This is a genomic window from Donghicola sp., assembly GCF_025210255.1.
In the GTDB taxonomy this organism is placed as follows: Bacteria; Pseudomonadota; Alphaproteobacteria; order Rhodobacterales; family Rhodobacteraceae; genus Donghicola; species Donghicola eburneus.
The window spans coordinates 21,647-39,611 of the sequence record NZ_JAOARZ010000027.1 but is presented as its reverse complement, the minus strand read 5'-3'; the positions used below and the strand labels follow the sequence as shown (position 1 = coordinate 39,611).

The following is a 17,965-nucleotide window of genomic DNA, read 5'->3' as shown; positions in this document are numbered from 1 at the left end:
CCTTTTGTCATTCTAGCGTCCTGTCTTAGTGCGACAGGAACACGGGCAGCTTGGCGTTCTCTAGAATGCCGCGGGTTGCCCCGCCCAGAATCGCCTCGCGGAATCGAGAATGACCGTAGCCCCCCATCACCACCAGATCGGCGCCGCTGTCTTCGGCATGACGGGCCAGCACATCAGAAATCCGCGGCATGGTTTTCGCCAGAACCGAGATTTCCACGTGCACGCCATGACGCGACAGGAATTCCGACAAACGGCCACCGGGATCAGACCGTTCGGGCCCATGGGTCGGAGGATTGATGATCGCGATCGAGACGAACTCTGCCGCCTTGAGCAACGGCAGTGCGCGGCGCACGGCATTCAGCGCCTCGGCGCTCTCGTTCCAGCCAATTACAATGCGTTTGAAGGCGGTCGGGCCGTCATAACCCGTGGGCACCATGAGCACCGAAGTGTCCCCATCAAAGAGTGCAGCCTCCAGCACAGGCTCCAGTTCAACGCCGGTCGAATCCCCATAAGGTTGGGCCATCACGGCAAGGTCAGAGAATCGGGCGCGGGCGGCCACATGGCGGCCTAGGTCGGCTATTGCGGCGACCGCTGTTTCCACGTTCCAGCGCAGATCTTCGGGTTCCAGCTTGGCGCGAATCTGCGCCTCTAGATCGTTTGCTTCGGCTTGGGCGCGTTGCAGAGTTTCCTGCAAAACCATCGCATTGGCACCGGCATAGTAATAACCGGTCTGCGTGCGGTCGATGCCCATGGTCAGCACATCCAGATGCGCATCCCAAGTCCGGCACAGCGCCTTGGCCACATTGAGCGGGGCCTCGGCCGCCGCAGGATCAGTCACAGTAGTGAATAGTGTTTTGTAAGCCATCTCGTCCTCCTGAGTTGGACATCTGAGAGAGACTCTACCTTCGGACAAAACGCTCCACTTTGAGATGCATCAACAATTCGGATGCGACCTTGGTGACGCGATTGACTCAGATCAAAGAATTGTGAGCCTCAGACACGCCATATGACCCCAGTCAATGGAGCCCGTGTGTCCATTTCACTTCGGATTCGCGGGAAGACAAAGGGACGTGGTATGATAAACTATCTTAAGCTAGCCGCGCTGGGGGTGATTACGCTGTTCGCAGCCATCGCCGCCAACTACGCGCGCGACCTGGCCTACATGGTACACGCCATTATTATTATGGTTGTGGCCGGTGGCCTTTTTCTCTGGACCCTGCGCAACACCGATGAACCCGTCAAAAAAGTCGCCGTAGAAACCGGCTACATGGACGGTGTTGTTCGCTATGGCGTCGTCGCCACCGCCTTCTGGGGCGTTGTCGGCTTTCTCGCCGGGACCTTTATTGCATTTCAGCTGGCCTTTCCGGCACTGAACTTTGAATGGGCAGAAGGCTACGCCAACTTTGGCCGTCTGCGTCCCTTGCACACCAGCGCGGTGATTTTCGCATTCGGCGGCAACGCCCTGATCGCGACATCGTTCTATGTGGTACAGCGTACCTCGGCGGCGCGCCTTTTTGGCGGCAACGCTGCATGGTTTGTGTTCTGGGGCTATAACCTGTTCATCGTTCTAGCGGCGACCGGCTACCTTCTGGGCGCAACCCAGTCCAAGGAATACGCCGAGCCCGAGTGGTACGTTGACTGGTGGCTGACCATCGTTTGGGTCGTCTATCTGGTCGTCTTCATGGGCACCATCTTCAAACGCAAAGAGAAGCACATCTACGTGGCGAACTGGTTCTTCCTGAGCTTCATCGTCACCGTTGCTATGCTGCACATCGTGAACAACCTGTCGGTGCCCGTCAGCATCTGGGGTTCGAAGTCGGTGCAGGTCTTCTCTGGCGTGCAGGATGCGATGACCCAGTGGTGGTACGGCCACAACGCGGTGGGCTTCTTCCTGACTGCGGGCTTCTTGGGCATGATGTACTACTTCATCCCCAAACAGGCCGAGCGTCCCGTCTACAGCTATAAACTGTCGATCATCCACTTCTGGGCCCTGATTTTCATCTACATCTGGGCGGGTCCCCACCACCTGCACTACACCGCGCTGCCTGACTGGGCCTCGACCCTTGGCATGGTGTTCTCGATCGTCCTCTGGATGCCTTCTTGGGGTGGTATGATCAACGGTCTGATGACCCTGTCGGGAGCATGGGACAAGCTGCGCACAGACCCTGTAATCCGCATGATGGTGATCTCGGTTGGCTTCTACGGCATGTCGACCTTCGAAGGCCCGATGATGTCGATCCGAGCTGTGAACTCGCTGTCGCACTACACTGACTGGACCATCGGACACGTACACTCTGGCGCCCTTGGCTGGAACGGCATGATCACCTTCGGTGCTCTGTACTACCTCGTTCCCAAGCTCTGGAACAAAGAGCGTCTGTACAGCCTGAGCCTTGTGAGCTGGCACTTCTGGCTCGCGACCATCGGCATCATCCTTTACGCGGCATCCATGTGGGTGACCGGTATCATGGAAGGCCTGATGTGGCGTGAAGTGGACGCAAACGGCTTCCTCGTGAACAGCTTTGCCGACACCGTTGCTGCGAAGTTCCCGATGTACGTTGCCCGTGGCCTTGGTGGTGTGATGTTCCTCAGCGGTTCGATCATCATGTGCTATAACCTCTGGATGACTGTGGCCAAAGCGCCGGCGAAAGCCGAAGCCAGTGCCGCTGTCCCGGCTGAATAAGGAGTGCCGGAGCATGTCTATTCTCGATAAGCACAAAATCCTCGAGACCAACGGCTCGCTGCTGTTCGTGTTCGCCTTCCTCGTTGTCACCATCGGTGGCATCGTGGAGATCGCCCCGCTGTTCTGGCTGGAAAACACCATCGAAGAAGTAGAGGGCGTCCGCCCCTACTCTCCGCTGGAGCTCGAAGGCCGCAACATCTACATCCGCGAAGGTTGCTACGTCTGCCACAGCCAGATGATCCGCCCGATGCGCGACGAGGTCGAGCGCTACGGTCACTACAGCCTGGCGGCAGAGTCGATGTACGACCACCCGTTCCAGTGGGGCTCCAAGCGCACAGGTCCCGACCTGGCGCGTGTGGGTGGCCGCTACTCGGACGAATGGCACGTAGATCACCTGCGCAACCCGCAGTCGGTCGTTCCTGAATCGGTGATGCCGAAATACGGCTTCCTCGAGGACACCCTGATCGAAGCGGAGCACGTCCGCGACCTGATGGAAACCAACGCCTTTGTTGGTGTCCCCTACACCGAAGAAATGCTGGAAAACGCTGTGGCAGACTTCAACGTCCAGATCGACCCTTGGGGCGACTACGACGGTCTGCTGGAACGCTACCCCGGCGCGCAGGTGCGTAACTTTGACGGTCAGCCCGGCATTTCCGAAATGGATGCTCTGATCGCCTATCTCCAGATGCTGGGTACGCTGGTCGACTTCTCGACCTTCAACCCGGATGCCAGCCGCTAAGAGGTGATGTGATGGATATGTACACCATTACCCGCCAATTCGCGGACAGCTGGATGTTGTTGTTCCTCTTCGGGTTCTTCGTTTCCGCGATTGTTTGGGTGTTCCGTCCCGGTTCGACCAAAGAATACCGGAAGCCAGCGGAAAGCATCTTCCGCAACGAAGATCGCCCGGCAAATGACCACGAGGAGGCTCGGACATGAGCAAGAAACCTGAAAAGAAAGAGGTCGAAACCACCGGTCACAGCTGGGACGGTATCGAAGAGTATAACAACCCTCTTCCCCGCTGGTGGCTGTGGACCTTCTACGCCTGTATTGTCTGGGGTGTTCTCTACACCATCGCCTATCCGGCATGGCCTCTGCTGAACGGCGCAACCCCGGGTATTCTGGGCTTCTCGACCCGCCAGAACGTTGCAGAAGAAATCGCGTCTGTCGAAGAGGCGAACGCAGCGATCAACGACCGTCTGGCAAGTGCAGAGCTGACCCAGATTAGCGCGGACGCCGACCTGCAGAGCTACGCCAACAACGCCGGCGCTGCTGTGTTCCGCACTTGGTGCGCACAGTGTCACGGTTCGGGCGCAGCGGGGGCCACTGGTTACCCCAACCTGCTGGACGACGACTGGCTGTGGGGTGGTTCGATCGAAGAGATCCACACCACCATCAGCCACGGCATCCGCAACGAAACCGATCCGGATGCCCGCTACAGCCAGATGCCGTCCTTTGGCACTGACGAACTTCTCTCAAAAGCAGAGATCCGTCAGGTAGTGAACTACGTCATGTCCCTGAGCACAGAGCCTAATGATCCGGCTCTGGTCGAAGACGGCGCTGTCGTATTCGCAGACAACTGTGCCAGCTGCCACGCTGACGACGGCACAGGCGATCGTACCCAAGGTGCGCCCAACCTGACCGACGCCATCTGGCTCTATGGTGGGGATTACGACACCCTGATCACCAGTGTCTCTGAGGCCCGCTTTGGCGTCATGCCTAACTGGAACGAACGCCTGTCGGATGCGGAAATCGCTGCAGTTGCAACTTATGTCCACGGTCTGGGTGGCGGTGAATAACCGCCCCTGACCACAGAATACCCCGTTTTTTCCTGCGGGGTTGCGCCGACGTTCTGTCCTGTTCGCGCGTTTCCTAGAACGTCGGCGCTTTTTTCTCAGACCGAAATTTACCAACGGGTCTGCTTTTAGAAACGCCCCAATATCTCCCCAAAAGCCTCAAGTGTAAGCGTTGATCCCCGGTGATCGTGCGCAAACTGGACAAAATTTGGCCTTAATTAGACAATTAGGGTCGCTTGGTTCACGTTATACGTGTATACCCGTTAAGAGCACTGATGAGTTCTCTATGTTTTTGCAACCGCTTAACGATCATTATTATACTTCAGCGTAGGAAAAATAGAAATTTCAACTGTTTTGCTGCTTGAGTAAGTATGTAATGGTCATATTAACTTTGTATGAGTGTGTTTTTTCCACGCTGCTTTTGTAAAATTGTTAGTCGAGATTAATAAATGGATTGGCTTCGCATGCCTTCTCTGCCCGCGCTGCGGGCATTCGCTGCCCTCGCGCAGTCGGGGAGTGTCTCTCGCGCAGGGGCACTTTTAAACGTAACACACGCTGCAATCAGCCAGCAGATCCGGCAGCTGGAGGGGCATTTGGGGACGCCTCTCGTCGCACGTCAAGGTCGCGGTGTCATGCTGACACCAGAAGGCACGCAGCTGGCTCAGGTTCTGCTTCCAGCGCTTGAGACGATCTACCAGAAGGTCGAAGAGATGACCGATGGGGACGAGACCCGCCCACTGCAGGTTGCAGCGGCGCCTCTGTTCACCATCAACTGGCTCATGCCCCGTCTGGACGCGTTCCGGCAACTGCATCCCGAAGTCGAGGTCCTACTCAACCCGACATCCGAGATCGTTGACCTGCGTCCCGCTGGCATCGACATGGCAGTGCGCTACGGCGCCGGCGTCTGGCCTGCACTCGAGTCCACCCTGCTGCTGCCCTCCGATCTGGTTCTTGTTGGCAGCCCTGAACTGGTCGGTGACCGCGACATCTCTGGCCCCGCTGATCTGATGGATCAGAAGTGGCTGCAAGAGACTGGCTCGAACGAAACCGGTGTCTGGCTCGAAGCGCACGGCATTACAGCAGCCAAGGGTCCGCAGGTCACTCCCCTGTCGAACGCTCAGCTGATGGACGCCCTGCTGGATGGCGAGGGCATCGCTCTGGTCAGCCGCGCCATGGTCCGCCGCCCACTCAAGGACGGATCACTCAAGGTTCTGTTCGAATCGCCGAACGAAGCACTTGGCTATTACTTCGTGACCCGTCCCGGTGTTCAGCGGAAATCTCTGTCGACATTTGCCGAATGGCTGAAGGGCCAATTGTCGCAATAGCTATGGCACAGACTCGGGTTTGACCTGCATCAAAGCCCGAGATCAGCGCTCCTGCAAAAAGGGCAACAGCTAATGCCCTTTTTTCATACCGGAGCGATTCCGTGAGCCAAGCCGATCAGCCAGAAGACCAACTTTACGCCGCGCGCGAACCTATATTTCCCAGACGCGTCAGCGGTAAATTCCGGAACCTGAAGTGGGTGATCATGGCGATCACTCTGGGCATCTACTACATCACGCCCTGGATCCGCTGGGATCGCGGCCCCAACCTGCCCGATCAGGCCGTTCTGGTCGATCTGGCGAACCGCCGCTTCTTCTTCTTCTTCATCGAGATTTGGCCCCACGAATTCTACTTCATCGCGGGTCTCTTGATCATGGCGGGCCTTGGCCTGTTCCTGTTCACCTCTGCGCTCGGGCGTGTCTGGTGCGGCTATACCTGCCCACAGACGGTCTGGACTGACCTTTTTATTCTGGTCGAACGCTGGGTCGAGGGCGACCGCAACGCGCGTTTGCGCCTGCACCGACAGAAGAAGATGGACCTGCGCAAAGCGCGACTCAGGGCAACCAAATGGGCATTGTGGTTCCTGATCGGCCTCGCGACCGGAGGCGCATGGGTGTTCTATTTCACTGACGCGCCGACCCTACTCAATGATCTGCTGCATTTCCGCGCGCACCCTGTGGCCTATACCACTATGGGCGTTCTGACCCTGACCACCTTTGTGTTCGGTGGCTTTATGCGCGAACAGATCTGCATCTACGCCTGCCCGTGGCCCCGTATTCAGGCGGCCATGATGGACGAAGACACGATCACCGTCGGCTACCGCGAATGGCGCGGCGAACCCCGCGGCAAGCACCGCAAAGCCGAAGGCGCCGAGAATCTAGGTGATTGCATCGATTGCATGGCCTGCGTGAACGTGTGCCCCGTCGGCATCGACATCCGCAACGGCCAGCAGTTGGAATGCATCACCTGTGCGCTCTGCATCGACGCTTGCGACGACATCATGGCCAAGGTGGGCAAGCCCCGCGGCCTGATCGACTACATCGCGCTCTCGGACGAGAAGCTCGAACGCGAGGGCAACGCCCCCCGCCCGATCATGAAGCATATCTTCCGCCCGCGCGTCCTGCTGTACACAGCACTGTGGTCGCTGGTCGGCGTTGGCCTGATCATCGCGCTTCTCAGCCGTCAGGACATCGACATGACCGTCGCACCTGTCCGAAACCCGACCTTTGTGACCCTGTCCGATGGCTCGATCCGCAACACCTATGACGTGCGCCTGCGGAACAAGCATGGCGAGGATCGCGGATTTGTCGTAACCGTCGCGCCCTCTGATGTGTTCGAACTCAAGCTCGAAGGCTATGATGAGAACGTGACCGACGTTCCGGCAGACAGCACCAAACTACAGCGCGTCTATATCGTCGCCGCACCAGACACCGACGCCGCCCAAGCGGAGCGGACCGAAATGACCATCACGGTCACCGATCCGGTCGCCGAAGAGCAAGTGAGCAAAGACACCGTCTTTAACGGAAGGGATAATTGATGGCCCAAGCAGCGAAACAGGAATTCCGCCTCAAGGGATGGCACGTGTTTGCCGGATTTGTCGCGGCCTTCGGTGTGATCATCACTGTAAACCTTGTGATGGCGTACAACGCCATCCACACCTTCCCCGGGCTCGAGACCAAGAATTCTTATGTCGCCAGCCAAAAGTTCAACGAGGCGCAAAAGGCGCAGCTTGCCTTGGGCTGGGATGCCCAGATCCGTTTGGAGCGTGGCAATCTGATCCTGTCGATCCGCGATGAAAACGGCCGCCCCGTAAACCCCGTGATCGAAGAAGCAATTCTGGGCCGCGCAACCGAAGCGCGGGACGACACCACACCCGTTTTTGCATGGACCGGCAGCGACCTGTCAGCCCCCGTCACTCTGGGCCGTGGCAACTGGAACCTGCGCCTCAAGGCGCGGTCCGAAGACGGAACTTTGTTCCAGCAGCGCCTTGTGCTGCACGTGAAAGGTTAAGGAAATGACAGTCGCGATCAGTCGTCAGGCCCCTTCGGCGTGTCCGGCCTGTGTTGCTGCCCCCTCGGCCGAGGCGATCGCCGCCCGCGCCGAAGCGCTAAAAGATACACGGATCGCGCTATCCTTGCCCACCATTCACTGCTCGGCCTGCATCAGCGCAGTCGAGTCTGCGCTCAACGCCTATCCGGGTGTCAAGGATGCGCGGGTCAACCTGACCCTGAAGCGCGCCAACGTGGACGCCGAGATATCCGTCGATCCCGCCGATCTGGTCGGCCTGCTCGAAGGGATCGGATACGAGGCGCACGAACTCGACGTCGCCACAATCCAGTCCACCGCCACAGACAGAGCGGGCCGCGATCTGCTGATGCGTCTGGCCGTTGCGGGCTTTGCCTCTATGAACGTGATGCTGCTGTCCGTGTCCGTCTGGGCCGGTGCCGCCGACGCCACACGTGACATGTTCCACTGGATTTCAGCGGCGATCACCCTGCCTGCCATCGGGTTCTCGGGTCAACCCTTCTTCCGCAACGCGTGGAAGGCGCTGTCCGCAGGCCGCCTGAACATGGATGTGCCGATCACGCTAGCGATCTTGCTGGCCGTGGTGATGTCGGTCTGGGAAACCGCCCTGTCCGGCCACCATGCCTATTTCGACGCCGCGCTCACCCTGACCTTCTTCCTGCTGGCGGGCCGCTATCTGGATCACCGCACCCGCGCCGTCGCCCGCTCTGCCGCCGAAGAACTCGCGGCATTGGAAGTCCCCCGCGCCATCCGCCTCACCGACGGAACAGAGCAGACTGTCGCCGCCGCAGACCTGCGCATCGGGGACATGGTTCTTGTCCGCCCCGGCTCCCGCTGCCCCGTGGATGGCGAGATTGTCACCGGCACCTCTGAACTCGACCGATCGCTGCTGACCGGCGAAACCGTCCCCGTTGCCGCCGCGCCGGGCCAAGCGATCAGCGCGGGCGAGGTTAACCTGACCGGCCCCCTGACGATCCGCGCGACTGCCGTGGGGCAGGACACTTCGCTGCACCGTATGGCCGATCTGGTCGCCATCGCGGAATCCGGCCGCTCGCGATATACCTCGCTGGCGGACCGCGCCGCGAAACTCTATGCGCCCGGTGTTCACATCCTGTCGGCGCTCAGCTTTGTCGGCTGGTTCATCTATTCGCAGGACCTACGGACCTCGCTGAACATCGCGGCGGCGGTCCTGATCATCACCTGCCCCTGTGCTCTGGGGCTGGCCGTGCCTGCCGTGACCACCGCCGCCTCTGGCCGCCTGTTCCGCAAAGGGATGCTGATCAAGCACGAAACCGCGCTAGAGCGTCTGGCCACCGTGGACACCGTCGTGTTCGACAAAACCGGCACCCTGACCGAAGGCACCCCCGTGCTGTCCAACCTCGGCGATCACAGCACCGCCGATCTGGAAATCGCGCTGGCCTTGGCCGAAGGCTCCAGCCATCCCCTATCCCGCGCGATCACCACCGCCGCCCGCGCCGCTGGCATCAAGCCCGCGCAGATCACAGATATCACCGAACTGCCGGGCCAAGGCACGGAGGCCACATGGCGCGGCCAGACCGTCCGCTTGGGCCGCAACGACTGGATCGGGGCAGCGGCGGGCGACGTGACCTCCGCTTGGCTGCGTGTGGGTACGAACGCTCCCGTACAGTTCCGCTTTGCCGACGACTTGCGCGCGGGTGCAGCGGAAACGATCACAGCACTGAAAGCCGCTGGCAAACGAGTGATCCTGCTGTCCGGCGACAGTGAAACACCCGTGGCCGATCTGGCGCGCCGCCTTGGCATCGACGAATTCCAAGCGAACTGCCTGCCCCAAACCAAGCTCGCCACCATCGAATCCCTGTCCGCGAGCGGCGCGCATGTGCTGATGGTCGGCGACGGCCTGAACGATACCGCTGCGCTCGCCGCCGCAGATGTCTCGATCAGCCCCGCCACAGCACTGGATGCGGCCCGCGTGGCGTCGGATATCGTGCTCTTGGGCCGCGACTTGTCGCCAGTCGCGGACTCGCTCGTGACCGCCCGCAAAGCCACCAGCCGTATCAAAGAAAACTTCCGCATCGCGACCGCCTACAACGTGATCGCCGTCCCCCTCGCGATTATCGGTCTGGCGACTCCCCTGATTGCCGCGCTGGCCATGTCCTCCAGCTCGATCATCGTGTCGCTCAATGCGCTCCGCCTGAGGTAATTCATGCAAGTCCTGACTCTGTTGATCCCGATCTCTCTGATACTTGGCGGCCTCGGCCTTGTCGGGTTCGTCTACACCCTGCGCTCCAGTCAGTACGAGGACCCTGATGGCGATAGCCAGCGTATCCTAAGCGACCAGTGGGACGATCACCCCAAACCGTAAATATCAAAGGCATAAAATCACTAGGGATTGTTTCCGCTTCGCACACGACACAACCCAAATTTTTCAACGTTTTGCACCAAGAAGTACTGGAAAAAGTCCGGCCACCCCAAGTAACCTGCACCCATGCATGCACCTTGTAGCACGAAGGTAGAGACAGGTTTCCGATGGCTAAACAAAAGTACACGATCGCGGCTTTGTGGATGGAAGGCCCGCTAAGCTATCTGGAACAGCTCTGTATGAAATCCTTTGTGGATGCGGGGCACCACACCGTCCTCTACCATTACGGCCCGCTGGCCAATGTCCCCGACGGGATCGAACTGGCAGACGCCAATGAAATCCTGCCGCAGACCAATTTCCTGCAGCACGAACGCACCGGCAGCCCCGCGCTGCACTCGGACCTCTTCCGCTACAAAATGCTGAAGAAAATGCGCAATACCATCTGGGCCGATACGGATGCCTACTGCATGAAGCCGTTCGAAACCCCGAACGGGCACTTCTATGGCTGGGAATCGTCCAAACACATCAACGGCGGCGTTTTGGGGCTGCCCCATGACAGCGACACCCTGAATGCGCTTTTGGACTTCACCAGCGACGAATTTGCGATCCCCAGCTACTATGGCCCCGAATACGAGGCCGAGCTGATCGCCAAACGCGATGCAGGCGATCCGGTCCACGCCAGCGAACAGCCTTGGGGCGTCTGGGGGCCCCATGCGGTCACGCACTTCTTGCTGGAAACGGGCGAGTCGCGCTTTGCCCTCCCCCAAGAGGGGCTCTATCCCTTCACGTTCAAAGATCGTCGTTTCATGCTGAAGCGCAACTTTGACACCACGCCCTACATCACCGAGAACACGTTTTCGGTGCACCTCTATGGCCGCCGCATGCGCGCCCGCTTGGGCGAGGCGGGCGAACCCCCGCACCCCAAGAGTCTGATCGGCAAGCTTCTGACCAAACACGGCATTGATCCGGCCAAGGCCCCGATCCCCCGCAAACCCAAGAAAGCAGAGGATGGCACGATCATCACGCCGGTAACAGCTGTGCGCCCCGCGGACAAAGTCGGGCGCGGCAAGCTGAACCTGACCGATCTGGCCGACAAGTACGGCACGAACAAGGGCGGCAACAAATACCGCTATTCCGAAGCCTACCAGATGATCATGCAGCCCCACCGGAACCGCGCGATCAGCCTGCTGGAACTGGGTCTTCAGGACGGCGGACCAGAGCGCGGCGCAGAACCAGATCGCGAAACCACGGACGCACCCTCTGTCCGAATGTGGCTCGAGTACTTCCAAAAGGGCGAAATCACCGGCATCGACGTCTCTGACTTCAGCTGGCTCAAAGAGGATCGCTTTACCTTCCACCAGTGTGATCTGGCGGACGAAGCCGCGCTGGATAAAACCGTCGATCAGTTGGGCGAGTTTGATTTCATCATCGACGATGCCAGCCACGCCTCGCCGCACCAGCAGATGGCGTTCCTCAAGCTGTTCCCCAAGGTGAAATCCGGCGGTTTCTACATCATCGAAGGTCTGCGCGGGCAGCCCCGCCGCTTTGAACCGGCCAAGTTCACCAAAACCGCCGATCTGTTCGAAAGCTACCTCAAGGATGGCATCTTCCGCCATTCGGACACCAAGATCAGCGATCAGTTCAACGATCTGCGGCTGGATATCTCGGGGGTCATGCTGCTGCCCGCCTTCTTCATGAAGGTGAAGCAGACCAACCTGATGATCCTGCAAAAACGCTAAGGGGCCGCAATTTTGGCCAGCTTTGACTTTTCCTTGATGCAAAGCCTCGCTGCCGAGGAAAAGGGCGAGTACCACGAAACACCCAAGCATGTGGTCGTCCACATTCCGGGCAAGGACCGCCTGCTGGTTGGTTTCGATAACCTGTCTTGGAACCGCGAAGAAGGGCCGCGCAAGCCGTGGGCCTTTGACGTCGCGCGGAAAAACGGCTGGGGCGTCGTGGGCGTGATGTGCAAAAAATCCGACTGGTTCCGCGATCTGGCCCTGTTCCGCATCCTAGAGGGGATGCGCGATTGCGGGGTCTTCTCATCCTATCCTGCCGTCAGCATGTACGGCTCCAGCATGGGGGCCTACGGGGCCTGTGCTTTTGCCGATCTCGCGCCCGGGTGTACCGTCGTCGCGTTCAGTCCCCAGTCCACACTGGCCAAGGACCTTGCCCCCTTTGAAAACCGCTACGACCGCGCTGCAAACCGCGCCGACTGGAGCCAAGGCCCCTATCGCGACGCTGCCACTGGTCTGGCCGCTGCGGGCAAGGCGTATCTGGTCTACGATCCCCTCGTGCCCGAGGATCAGGCCCATATCGACCGCCTGACCCAACCCAACTGCGAAGTTCTGGGCTGGAACCATCTGACGCACAAGGTCCCGCCCAGCCTCAAACGGATGGAAATCCTGAAACCCGTCTCGACAGGGATGCTCGACGGCTCCATGACCCGCCAGCGTTTCTACGAACTGCTCCGCAACCGCCGGAACGCCATTCCCTACACTCTGCGTTTGTTGGAACAAGCGGCCGCAAAGGGACACATGAAACTGGCCCTATCGGCCACCGCCTATGCCCGCAGCCAGAAGGACAACTGGAAACTGCGCCAATTCCAGAAACACCTGAAAGCGCAGGCCAAAGAGCAAGGGCTCTAGAACTCCTGCTCGCCTTCCATTTCTTCGACAGTGAAAAAGAAATCTGCAGGCTGGTCTTTGAACACCACCTCGTCGGGCACGCAGTCAGGGCCGGTGTGGAACACCGCTGATCCGAAATGCAGGTGCATCCGGCTCAGCCGCTCCATCCGTTCGCCCGTGATATCACCGTAGAATTTGCGGTAGTTCTCGGTCGCCATCAGGCGATCGATATGCGCGCGGTGTTCAGCGATGCAGTGCTCATGGGCCGCCCGAATCTCCGGATCTTCGAGCAGGCGCGCCATCTCGGCCTCAACCCTTGGGATCATCCGCATGATGCTGCGGTTTTCCTCGTAATTGTTGTTCATGCGGAACCAATACGCCAACCCCTGATCGCGATCCACGTGGTTCACACGCCCACGGTCCCGCTTCACGAGGAAGCTCTCGGCCGAGCGCACCGCATAGTGGTTCAGCGACACCATATCGTAGCCCACAGTTGACGCGGTCGATCGCCACGCCGTCCGGTATTCCTTTTCCGGCATCGGCTTGCCAGAGCCATTCACCCAGTTGATCTGGTCCACCAACTGCGGCTTCAGTCCCTTGGGTCGGTGCACACCCATCTTCTTGAACAGGCCAATGTTGCGGAACAGCGTCTTGAAGCCCCACGCCTGATGCGGCTTGCGCGCCATCTCGGGCGCACAGCGGTCAAACTGGCCAATGATCGGGCTCGGATCGAATTCATGCACATCCGCATTGCCATAGAGCCGCCACGTCAGGCTGATCATGTTCGCATCGGGCAGCGCCTTGAACAGCGCGCCCAGCGTGCCATCGCCCACATGAACGTTGATGTATTCATCCACGTCCATACAGATGCACCATGCCGCGTTCTTCATGATCGGCTCTTTTTCCGCCGCGGCGAGCGCCGCGTGCTGCGGTTTCAGATCCATCTCGCGGAAGGGATTTTCGCGGTGCTCTACGATCCCCTTGCGCTGCAGCAGGTCAAAGAACGTGTCCGTCCCGTCCGTGCAATCGTTGGTAAAGACCAGAAACTTATCGACCCCGATCACGCGGTGATAGGCCAGCCACTCTAGAATAAAGGGGCCTTCGTTTTTCATCGTGGTGACGATGGCCACATCATTGCGGCGCTGGTTGTCCTTGCGGGTCTGCGCATCGGGCAAACGGCGCGGCTTATGACCCGCCGCTTCAGCAATGCTCAGCAGAAAATCACTCTCGACCAAGCTGGACTTGGGCACCAACCGCGACACTTGCTGGCCGCCGCCAGTCTCTTCGCCATAACGCAGGGCCATGCAGCGATAGAACCGGATCAAGTCCCGACGCGCGGGCACGCCGACCACACGGCGCCACCGCCACACCGCAGCCTGATCCGGCTGGGGCGCATAGCACCACCGGCCATGCCCTGCCCCTTCGTCAAAGCGCAGGCAAATGTGGTCCGCAAACTCGGGCAGCGCATTCGGGCGGATTGCCCAAGGATAGGCCCGATGCCCGACCAGTTGCACATAGGTGCCCGGCTGCGCCTCTGCGGCGTCAAAAACATTCGGGTGCCGACCATCCGGCGCAGGCAGCAAATCCAGCGGGTCCAAGGCCAGTACACACCGCGCCTGTCCCAAATACATCTCGCGGGCGAACTCGTAGAACGACCCGAACAGGATCGGCGAATGCCACGGGTCTGCCTCTGGGTGGTCCATCCGATCCTTGCCCGGCGCATCCGGCGCATTCATCGGGTGCGCCTCGTGGCCCAACTCGGGATGCCCCAAGGGCACATCTGCCGACAGCATCATGACCTTCAGATCGCGCAACGTCTTTGAACCTGCGATCTCGGCTTCGATCTGCAAGGAATCCCTGTCCGCCTTAGCCGGCTCTGCCCGATCCAGAATCAGCGCTGCCTCAAGACCATGGTGCTGCACCAAGTGCTCCAGCCACTCGCGCAGGATCGCGGGCCGTTCGTCGTTGCGGATCGCCACGACGCAGCGCTTGCCCGCAAAGAACTCTGTCTCGGGCGCATCGCCCACCACCCCATCGACTGCGGGGCACTGAATGGTCATGCTGTCCTTGAACCCGCCGACCTGCACCGGCACCTTGAACATTGCCTGCGGATCACGGCCGCGCAGCAATTCGGGCCGCAAGTAAGCCGTCATCTGGTCGCCATCTATCAGACAGCACAAGGCATCGGGGGCGTCGGGGGTGGCCAGAGCCTCTGGCAAAGAGGCGGCCTGTAGGCGTCGGCGTTCGAATTGCACAAGCAACTCCGTCTAGGTTCAAACAGCTTAACTCAATAAAACAATATGCTGCGATGGCAGCACTTTATACACGTATTGTGTCCAGTGTTTGCCCAATACCCCAAAAAAGGAAAGGGCCCTTACGAGGGCCCCACCATGAAACAGTTCATATTGCGCGCTTGCAGGCGTCTGCAGGCCAAATCTGCCGTGTCTCGCGTCAGCCCCATAAAGTTGGCATCGTATCCGGTGGACCGGACCGCCACTTGGCGCTCTGCCCCTTGCAGTGTCTCGATTTCCTTGAGCGCGGTGGTCACCAGCGCCCGCTCGGCCAGATGTCGGTTTCCAAACCGTCCCACATTGATACCCCACAGCTTGTCGTCGCTCAGGTTACGCGACACAACACGTGGTTCTTTGGGTTTGACCGGCGCGACCGCCGCCAGACTTGCCGCGACCGCAGGACTGGTGTCCACCGCCTCGAGCAGCGGGCGAGCCCGCGGGGTCAGCGGGTTCATATCGATGGTCGGCTCTTCGGTGTCCCCTTCGGCCAACGGGCCCTCTTGGGCGGCTAAGGCGAGCGCCGTCGCGATATCGTTGTTCAGACCCGCCAGCTGGATCGGGTCCTGAGGCAAGGGCCGCAGCACGGGCCGCAAACTCTTGGTCATGCTGATGCTGGCGTAGTTCTGACCGCCGCTGATGCCTGCATTCCCTTGGTATGGCGGACGCGAGGTCCGGCGCACAGCCACGCGGCTCGGTGCCTTTTTGAAGCCCAGATCCATCAGAGCAGCGACCTTCTTGTTACGGGCAGCGGTGGATGTTCCGCCAAACACCGTAACAATGATTCGTTCTTTACCGCGCAAAGCGGACGCTGTCAGGTTGAAACCCGCCGCCGAAGTGTAGCCGGTTTTGATCCCGTCCGCGCCCGCATAGTCCCGCAGGAACCGGCGGTTGGTGTGATACAGGGTCCGTCCCCCCACATCCACGGTGGTCCGTTTGAACAGCGAATAATAGGCGGGGTAATCATACAGCAGGTGACGGCCCAGAATGCTCATGTCGCGCGCAGTGCTCAGGTGGCCCTTGGCCGTCAGACCATGTGCGTTCTGGAAGGTGGTGCGCGTCATGCCCAGCGCCTTGGCCGTGCGGTTCATGCGCGCCGCAAAGGCCTTTTCCGATCCCGAAATCGCCTCGCCAATCGCGGTGGCGGCGTCGTTCGCCGACTTCACCGCAGCGGCGCGGATCAGGTAACGCAGGCGGATCTTCTGGCCCGCGCGCATCCCAAGTTTCGAGGGGGGTTCCTTCGCAGCGTTGGCCGAGATGGTGACCAGATCGTCTACGCCGATCTCGCCATGCTCAATCGCCTCAAAAGCGATGTACAGCGTCATCATCTTGGTCAGCGATGCGGGGTGCAATCGCGCGTCAGCGTTGTCGGTATGCAGGACTTCACCTGTTCGCGCATCCATCACGAGCGCCGCATAGGGCGCCGCAACTGCTGTAAGGGGAAGGACTACCAACAACCATACAAGTGCAACAAGCACGAGCCCAAACCGGGCCCACTGCACTGACGGGGGTGCCTTAACTGCTCTAGCCATGTTCTGCCTCAAACCGCCGAATTTTTTCGATCAGTCATTATTGTTTTATTGGGAAAAAGCTAACACAGCGTAAGCGTGTAATAAAGTCAGACTCTCGAAACGTGATCGTAGAATTGATCGTATCTGGGCACACTTTCGCCCACTACATCTAGTTCCTGTGGATAAGTTTTGACCCTTTCGGAGAGTCCCGATCCGAGAATCCTTGGGAATCAGGTCAGGGATTCCAGCAACTCCGGTAGTGCATGAAGCGATGATATTTCTCGGAATTTTGCGGATTCTTTGGGCGCCTCGGCATGTTCCAGCGCCCAAGTGATCTCGCTCGGGACATAAACGCCCCATGCACCGGCCTCGATTGCGGGAATCACGTCCGATTTCATCGAGTTCCCGATCATCATCGCGCCGCTCGATCCATTAGACCATTTAACGAATAGCTGCTCATACATCGCCGCCGTTTTGTCACTGACAATTTCGACACCATCGAACATCTCACCCAGCCCCGACTGCGCCAGCTTGCGCTCTTGGTCCAAAAGGTCGCCCTTGGTGATCACGATCAGCTTGTAGTGGCCCGCCATCTGCTCGACCACCTCGCCCGCGCCGGGCATCAACTCGATCGGATAGCTCAGCAAATCCTGCCCGCTGGCGATCAATTCCTTGATGACACGGGCCGGAACACGCTCGTCCGTGACCTCGATCGCGGTCTCGATCATCGACAGGACGAACCCTTTTACCCCGAACCCGTAGTGACCCACGTTTTTCTTTTCCGCAGCCAGTAGCCGTTCGGCCAAATGGTCAGGGTCGGCATAATCCTTTAGCAGGTCTGCAAAGCGTTCCTCGCTCATGCGGAAGTGCCGTTCATTGTGCCAAAGGGTATCATCGGCATCAAATGCCAGCGTTGTAACCGTATGTGCCATTCTCAAATCGACCTTAGGGGCTTTAATCTCTATCTATAACAGCTATATAAGGCGGTCAGAGGCCACGGAAGGGATGAATTCATCTCCATGACCCAGTTCCCTTGGACGATGTCAGACGAAAACGAAAACGAAGGCGACGGTTCTGTTGTTCTTCAAACCCGTCGCAAGACGCAGAGACCACCAATGTACAAGGTGCTGCTGCTGAATGACGACTACACGCCGATGGAGTTCGTGGTTCACGTGCTCGAGCGGTTCTTTGGCTTGAACCACTCACAGGCCTTCGAAATTATGCTTACCGTGCACAAAAAGGGTGTCGCCGTTGTCGGCGTCTTCAGCCACGAGGTGGCCGAAACCAAGGTGGCGCAGGTGATGGACTTTGCCCGCCGCCACGAACACCCTCTCCAGTGCACTATGGAAAAGGAGTAGGGCCGCGGCCCTGCCA

General features: G+C 59.4%; 16 protein-coding genes. 12 read left to right on the top strand and 4 right to left on the bottom strand.

The window, feature by feature from the left end:
* Positions 1-25: 25 nt before the first annotated feature.
* Positions 26-865 carry a universal stress protein gene (locus N4A58_RS13435; protein WP_072708502.1) on the bottom strand — a complete coding sequence of 280 codons (840 nt, stop codon included), beginning with the start codon at positions 863-865 and terminating at the stop codon, positions 26-28.
* A gap of 210 nt (positions 866-1,075) precedes the next feature.
* Between N4A58_RS13435 and ccoN the strand changes: the two genes are divergently transcribed.
* The 11 genes from ccoN to N4A58_RS13380 all read left to right on the top strand — a co-directional run bounded on the left by ccoN (position 1,076) and on the right by N4A58_RS13380 (position 12,813).
* Positions 1,076-2,680: a cytochrome-c oxidase, cbb3-type subunit I gene (gene ccoN, locus N4A58_RS13430; protein WP_072708504.1), complete on the top strand. Its 1,605-nt coding sequence runs from the start codon at positions 1,076-1,078 to the stop codon at positions 2,678-2,680.
* Between the two features lie 13 nt (positions 2,681-2,693).
* Positions 2,694-3,419 carry a cytochrome-c oxidase, cbb3-type subunit II gene (ccoO, locus tag N4A58_RS13425; RefSeq protein WP_072708506.1) on the top strand — a complete coding sequence of 242 codons (726 nt, stop codon included), beginning with the start codon at positions 2,694-2,696 and terminating at the stop codon, positions 3,417-3,419.
* An 11-nt stretch (positions 3,420-3,430) separates the two neighbouring features.
* Entirely contained in the window at positions 3,431-3,619 is a 189-nt protein-coding gene (locus N4A58_RS13420; protein ID WP_072708508.1) for a cbb3-type cytochrome c oxidase subunit 3, read from the top strand.
* Positions 3,616-4,479: a cytochrome-c oxidase, cbb3-type subunit III gene (gene ccoP / locus N4A58_RS13415; protein WP_293710392.1), complete on the top strand. Its 864-nt coding sequence runs from the start codon at positions 3,616-3,618 to the stop codon at positions 4,477-4,479. Before N4A58_RS13420 ends, ccoP begins: the two co-directional genes overlap by 4 nt.
* 446 nt (positions 4,480-4,925) lie before the next feature.
* Positions 4,926-5,801: a LysR substrate-binding domain-containing protein gene (locus tag N4A58_RS13410; RefSeq protein ID WP_293710390.1), complete on the top strand. Its 876-nt coding sequence runs from the start codon at positions 4,926-4,928 to the stop codon at positions 5,799-5,801.
* A gap of 101 nt (positions 5,802-5,902) precedes the next feature.
* Positions 5,903-7,336: a cytochrome c oxidase accessory protein CcoG gene (ccoG, locus tag N4A58_RS13405; protein WP_293710388.1), complete on the top strand. Its 1,434-nt coding sequence runs from the start codon at positions 5,903-5,905 to the stop codon at positions 7,334-7,336.
* Entirely contained in the window at positions 7,336-7,809 is a 474-nt protein-coding gene (locus N4A58_RS13400) for a FixH family protein (RefSeq protein ID WP_072708517.1), read from the top strand. The genes ccoG and N4A58_RS13400 overlap by 1 nt, the downstream gene beginning before the upstream one ends.
* 4 nt (positions 7,810-7,813) lie before the next feature.
* Positions 7,814-10,006 carry a heavy metal translocating P-type ATPase gene (locus N4A58_RS13395; RefSeq protein WP_293710386.1) on the top strand — a complete coding sequence of 731 codons (2,193 nt, stop codon included), beginning with the start codon at positions 7,814-7,816 and terminating at the stop codon, positions 10,004-10,006.
* A gap of 3 nt (positions 10,007-10,009) precedes the next feature.
* A complete protein-coding gene (ccoS, locus tag N4A58_RS13390) occupies positions 10,010-10,168 on the top strand; it encodes a cbb3-type cytochrome oxidase assembly protein CcoS (RefSeq protein ID WP_072708521.1) in 159 nt (52 codons plus the stop codon).
* 164 nt (positions 10,169-10,332) lie between these two features.
* Positions 10,333-11,904 carry a hypothetical protein gene (locus N4A58_RS13385; RefSeq protein WP_293710384.1) on the top strand — a complete coding sequence of 524 codons (1,572 nt, stop codon included), beginning with the start codon at positions 10,333-10,335 and terminating at the stop codon, positions 11,902-11,904.
* Positions 11,905-11,916: 12 nt separating this feature from the next.
* Positions 11,917-12,813, top strand: a complete 897-nt coding sequence (locus N4A58_RS13380; protein ID WP_293710382.1) for a hypothetical protein — start codon at positions 11,917-11,919, stop codon at positions 12,811-12,813.
* Here N4A58_RS13380 and N4A58_RS13375 read toward each other — a convergent pair.
* From N4A58_RS13375 to N4A58_RS13365, 3 genes are all read right to left on the bottom strand, one after another.
* The gene (locus tag N4A58_RS13375; protein WP_293710381.1) at positions 12,810-15,047 is read right to left on the bottom strand and encodes a glycosyltransferase family 2 protein; all 2,238 of its coding nucleotides are present in this window, start codon (positions 15,045-15,047) and stop codon (positions 12,810-12,812) included. The two genes, N4A58_RS13380 and N4A58_RS13375, sit on opposite strands and share 4 nt — an antisense overlap.
* Positions 15,048-15,166: 119 nt before the next feature.
* Positions 15,167-16,612 (bottom strand): D-alanyl-D-alanine carboxypeptidase family protein, encoded by a 1,446-nt coding sequence (locus N4A58_RS13370; protein WP_293710380.1) that lies wholly within the window; start codon positions 16,610-16,612, stop codon positions 15,167-15,169.
* Positions 16,613-16,821: 209 nt separating this feature from the next.
* Positions 16,822-17,523 (bottom strand): HAD family hydrolase, encoded by a 702-nt coding sequence (locus N4A58_RS13365; protein WP_293710378.1) that lies wholly within the window; start codon positions 17,521-17,523, stop codon positions 16,822-16,824.
* 87 nt (positions 17,524-17,610) lie between these two features.
* Between N4A58_RS13365 and clpS the strand changes: the two genes are divergently transcribed.
* Positions 17,611-17,949, top strand: coding sequence for an ATP-dependent Clp protease adapter ClpS (gene clpS, locus N4A58_RS13360; protein WP_072708530.1), 339 nt, complete (start codon positions 17,611-17,613; stop codon positions 17,947-17,949).
* The last annotated feature ends 16 nt before the right edge of the window (positions 17,950-17,965 follow it).

Coding starts and splice junctions, on each gene's coding strand:
- ccoN (WP_072708504.1), top strand. CDS start 1,076: ATGATAAACTATCTTAAGCTAGCCGCGCTGGGGGTGATTACGCTGTTC.
- N4A58_RS13370 (WP_293710380.1), bottom strand. CDS start 16,612: ATGGCTAGAGCAGTTAAGGCACCCCCGTCAGTGCAGTGGGCCCGGTTT.
- ccoP (WP_293710392.1), top strand. CDS start 3,616: ATGAGCAAGAAACCTGAAAAGAAAGAGGTCGAAACCACCGGTCACAGC.
- N4A58_RS13385 (WP_293710384.1), top strand. CDS start 10,333: ATGGCTAAACAAAAGTACACGATCGCGGCTTTGTGGATGGAAGGCCCG.
- N4A58_RS13420 (WP_072708508.1), top strand. CDS start 3,431: ATGGATATGTACACCATTACCCGCCAATTCGCGGACAGCTGGATGTTG.
- ccoS (WP_072708521.1), top strand. CDS start 10,010: ATGCAAGTCCTGACTCTGTTGATCCCGATCTCTCTGATACTTGGCGGC.
- N4A58_RS13435 (WP_072708502.1), bottom strand. CDS start 865: ATGGCTTACAAAACACTATTCACTACTGTGACTGATCCTGCGGCGGCC.
- N4A58_RS13365 (WP_293710378.1), bottom strand. CDS start 17,523: ATGGCACATACGGTTACAACGCTGGCATTTGATGCCGATGATACCCTT.
- clpS (WP_072708530.1), top strand. CDS start 17,611: ATGACCCAGTTCCCTTGGACGATGTCAGACGAAAACGAAAACGAAGGC.
- N4A58_RS13410 (WP_293710390.1), top strand. CDS start 4,926: ATGGATTGGCTTCGCATGCCTTCTCTGCCCGCGCTGCGGGCATTCGCT.
- N4A58_RS13395 (WP_293710386.1), top strand. CDS start 7,814: ATGACAGTCGCGATCAGTCGTCAGGCCCCTTCGGCGTGTCCGGCCTGT.
- N4A58_RS13400 (WP_072708517.1), top strand. CDS start 7,336: ATGGCCCAAGCAGCGAAACAGGAATTCCGCCTCAAGGGATGGCACGTG.
- ccoO (WP_072708506.1), top strand. CDS start 2,694: ATGTCTATTCTCGATAAGCACAAAATCCTCGAGACCAACGGCTCGCTG.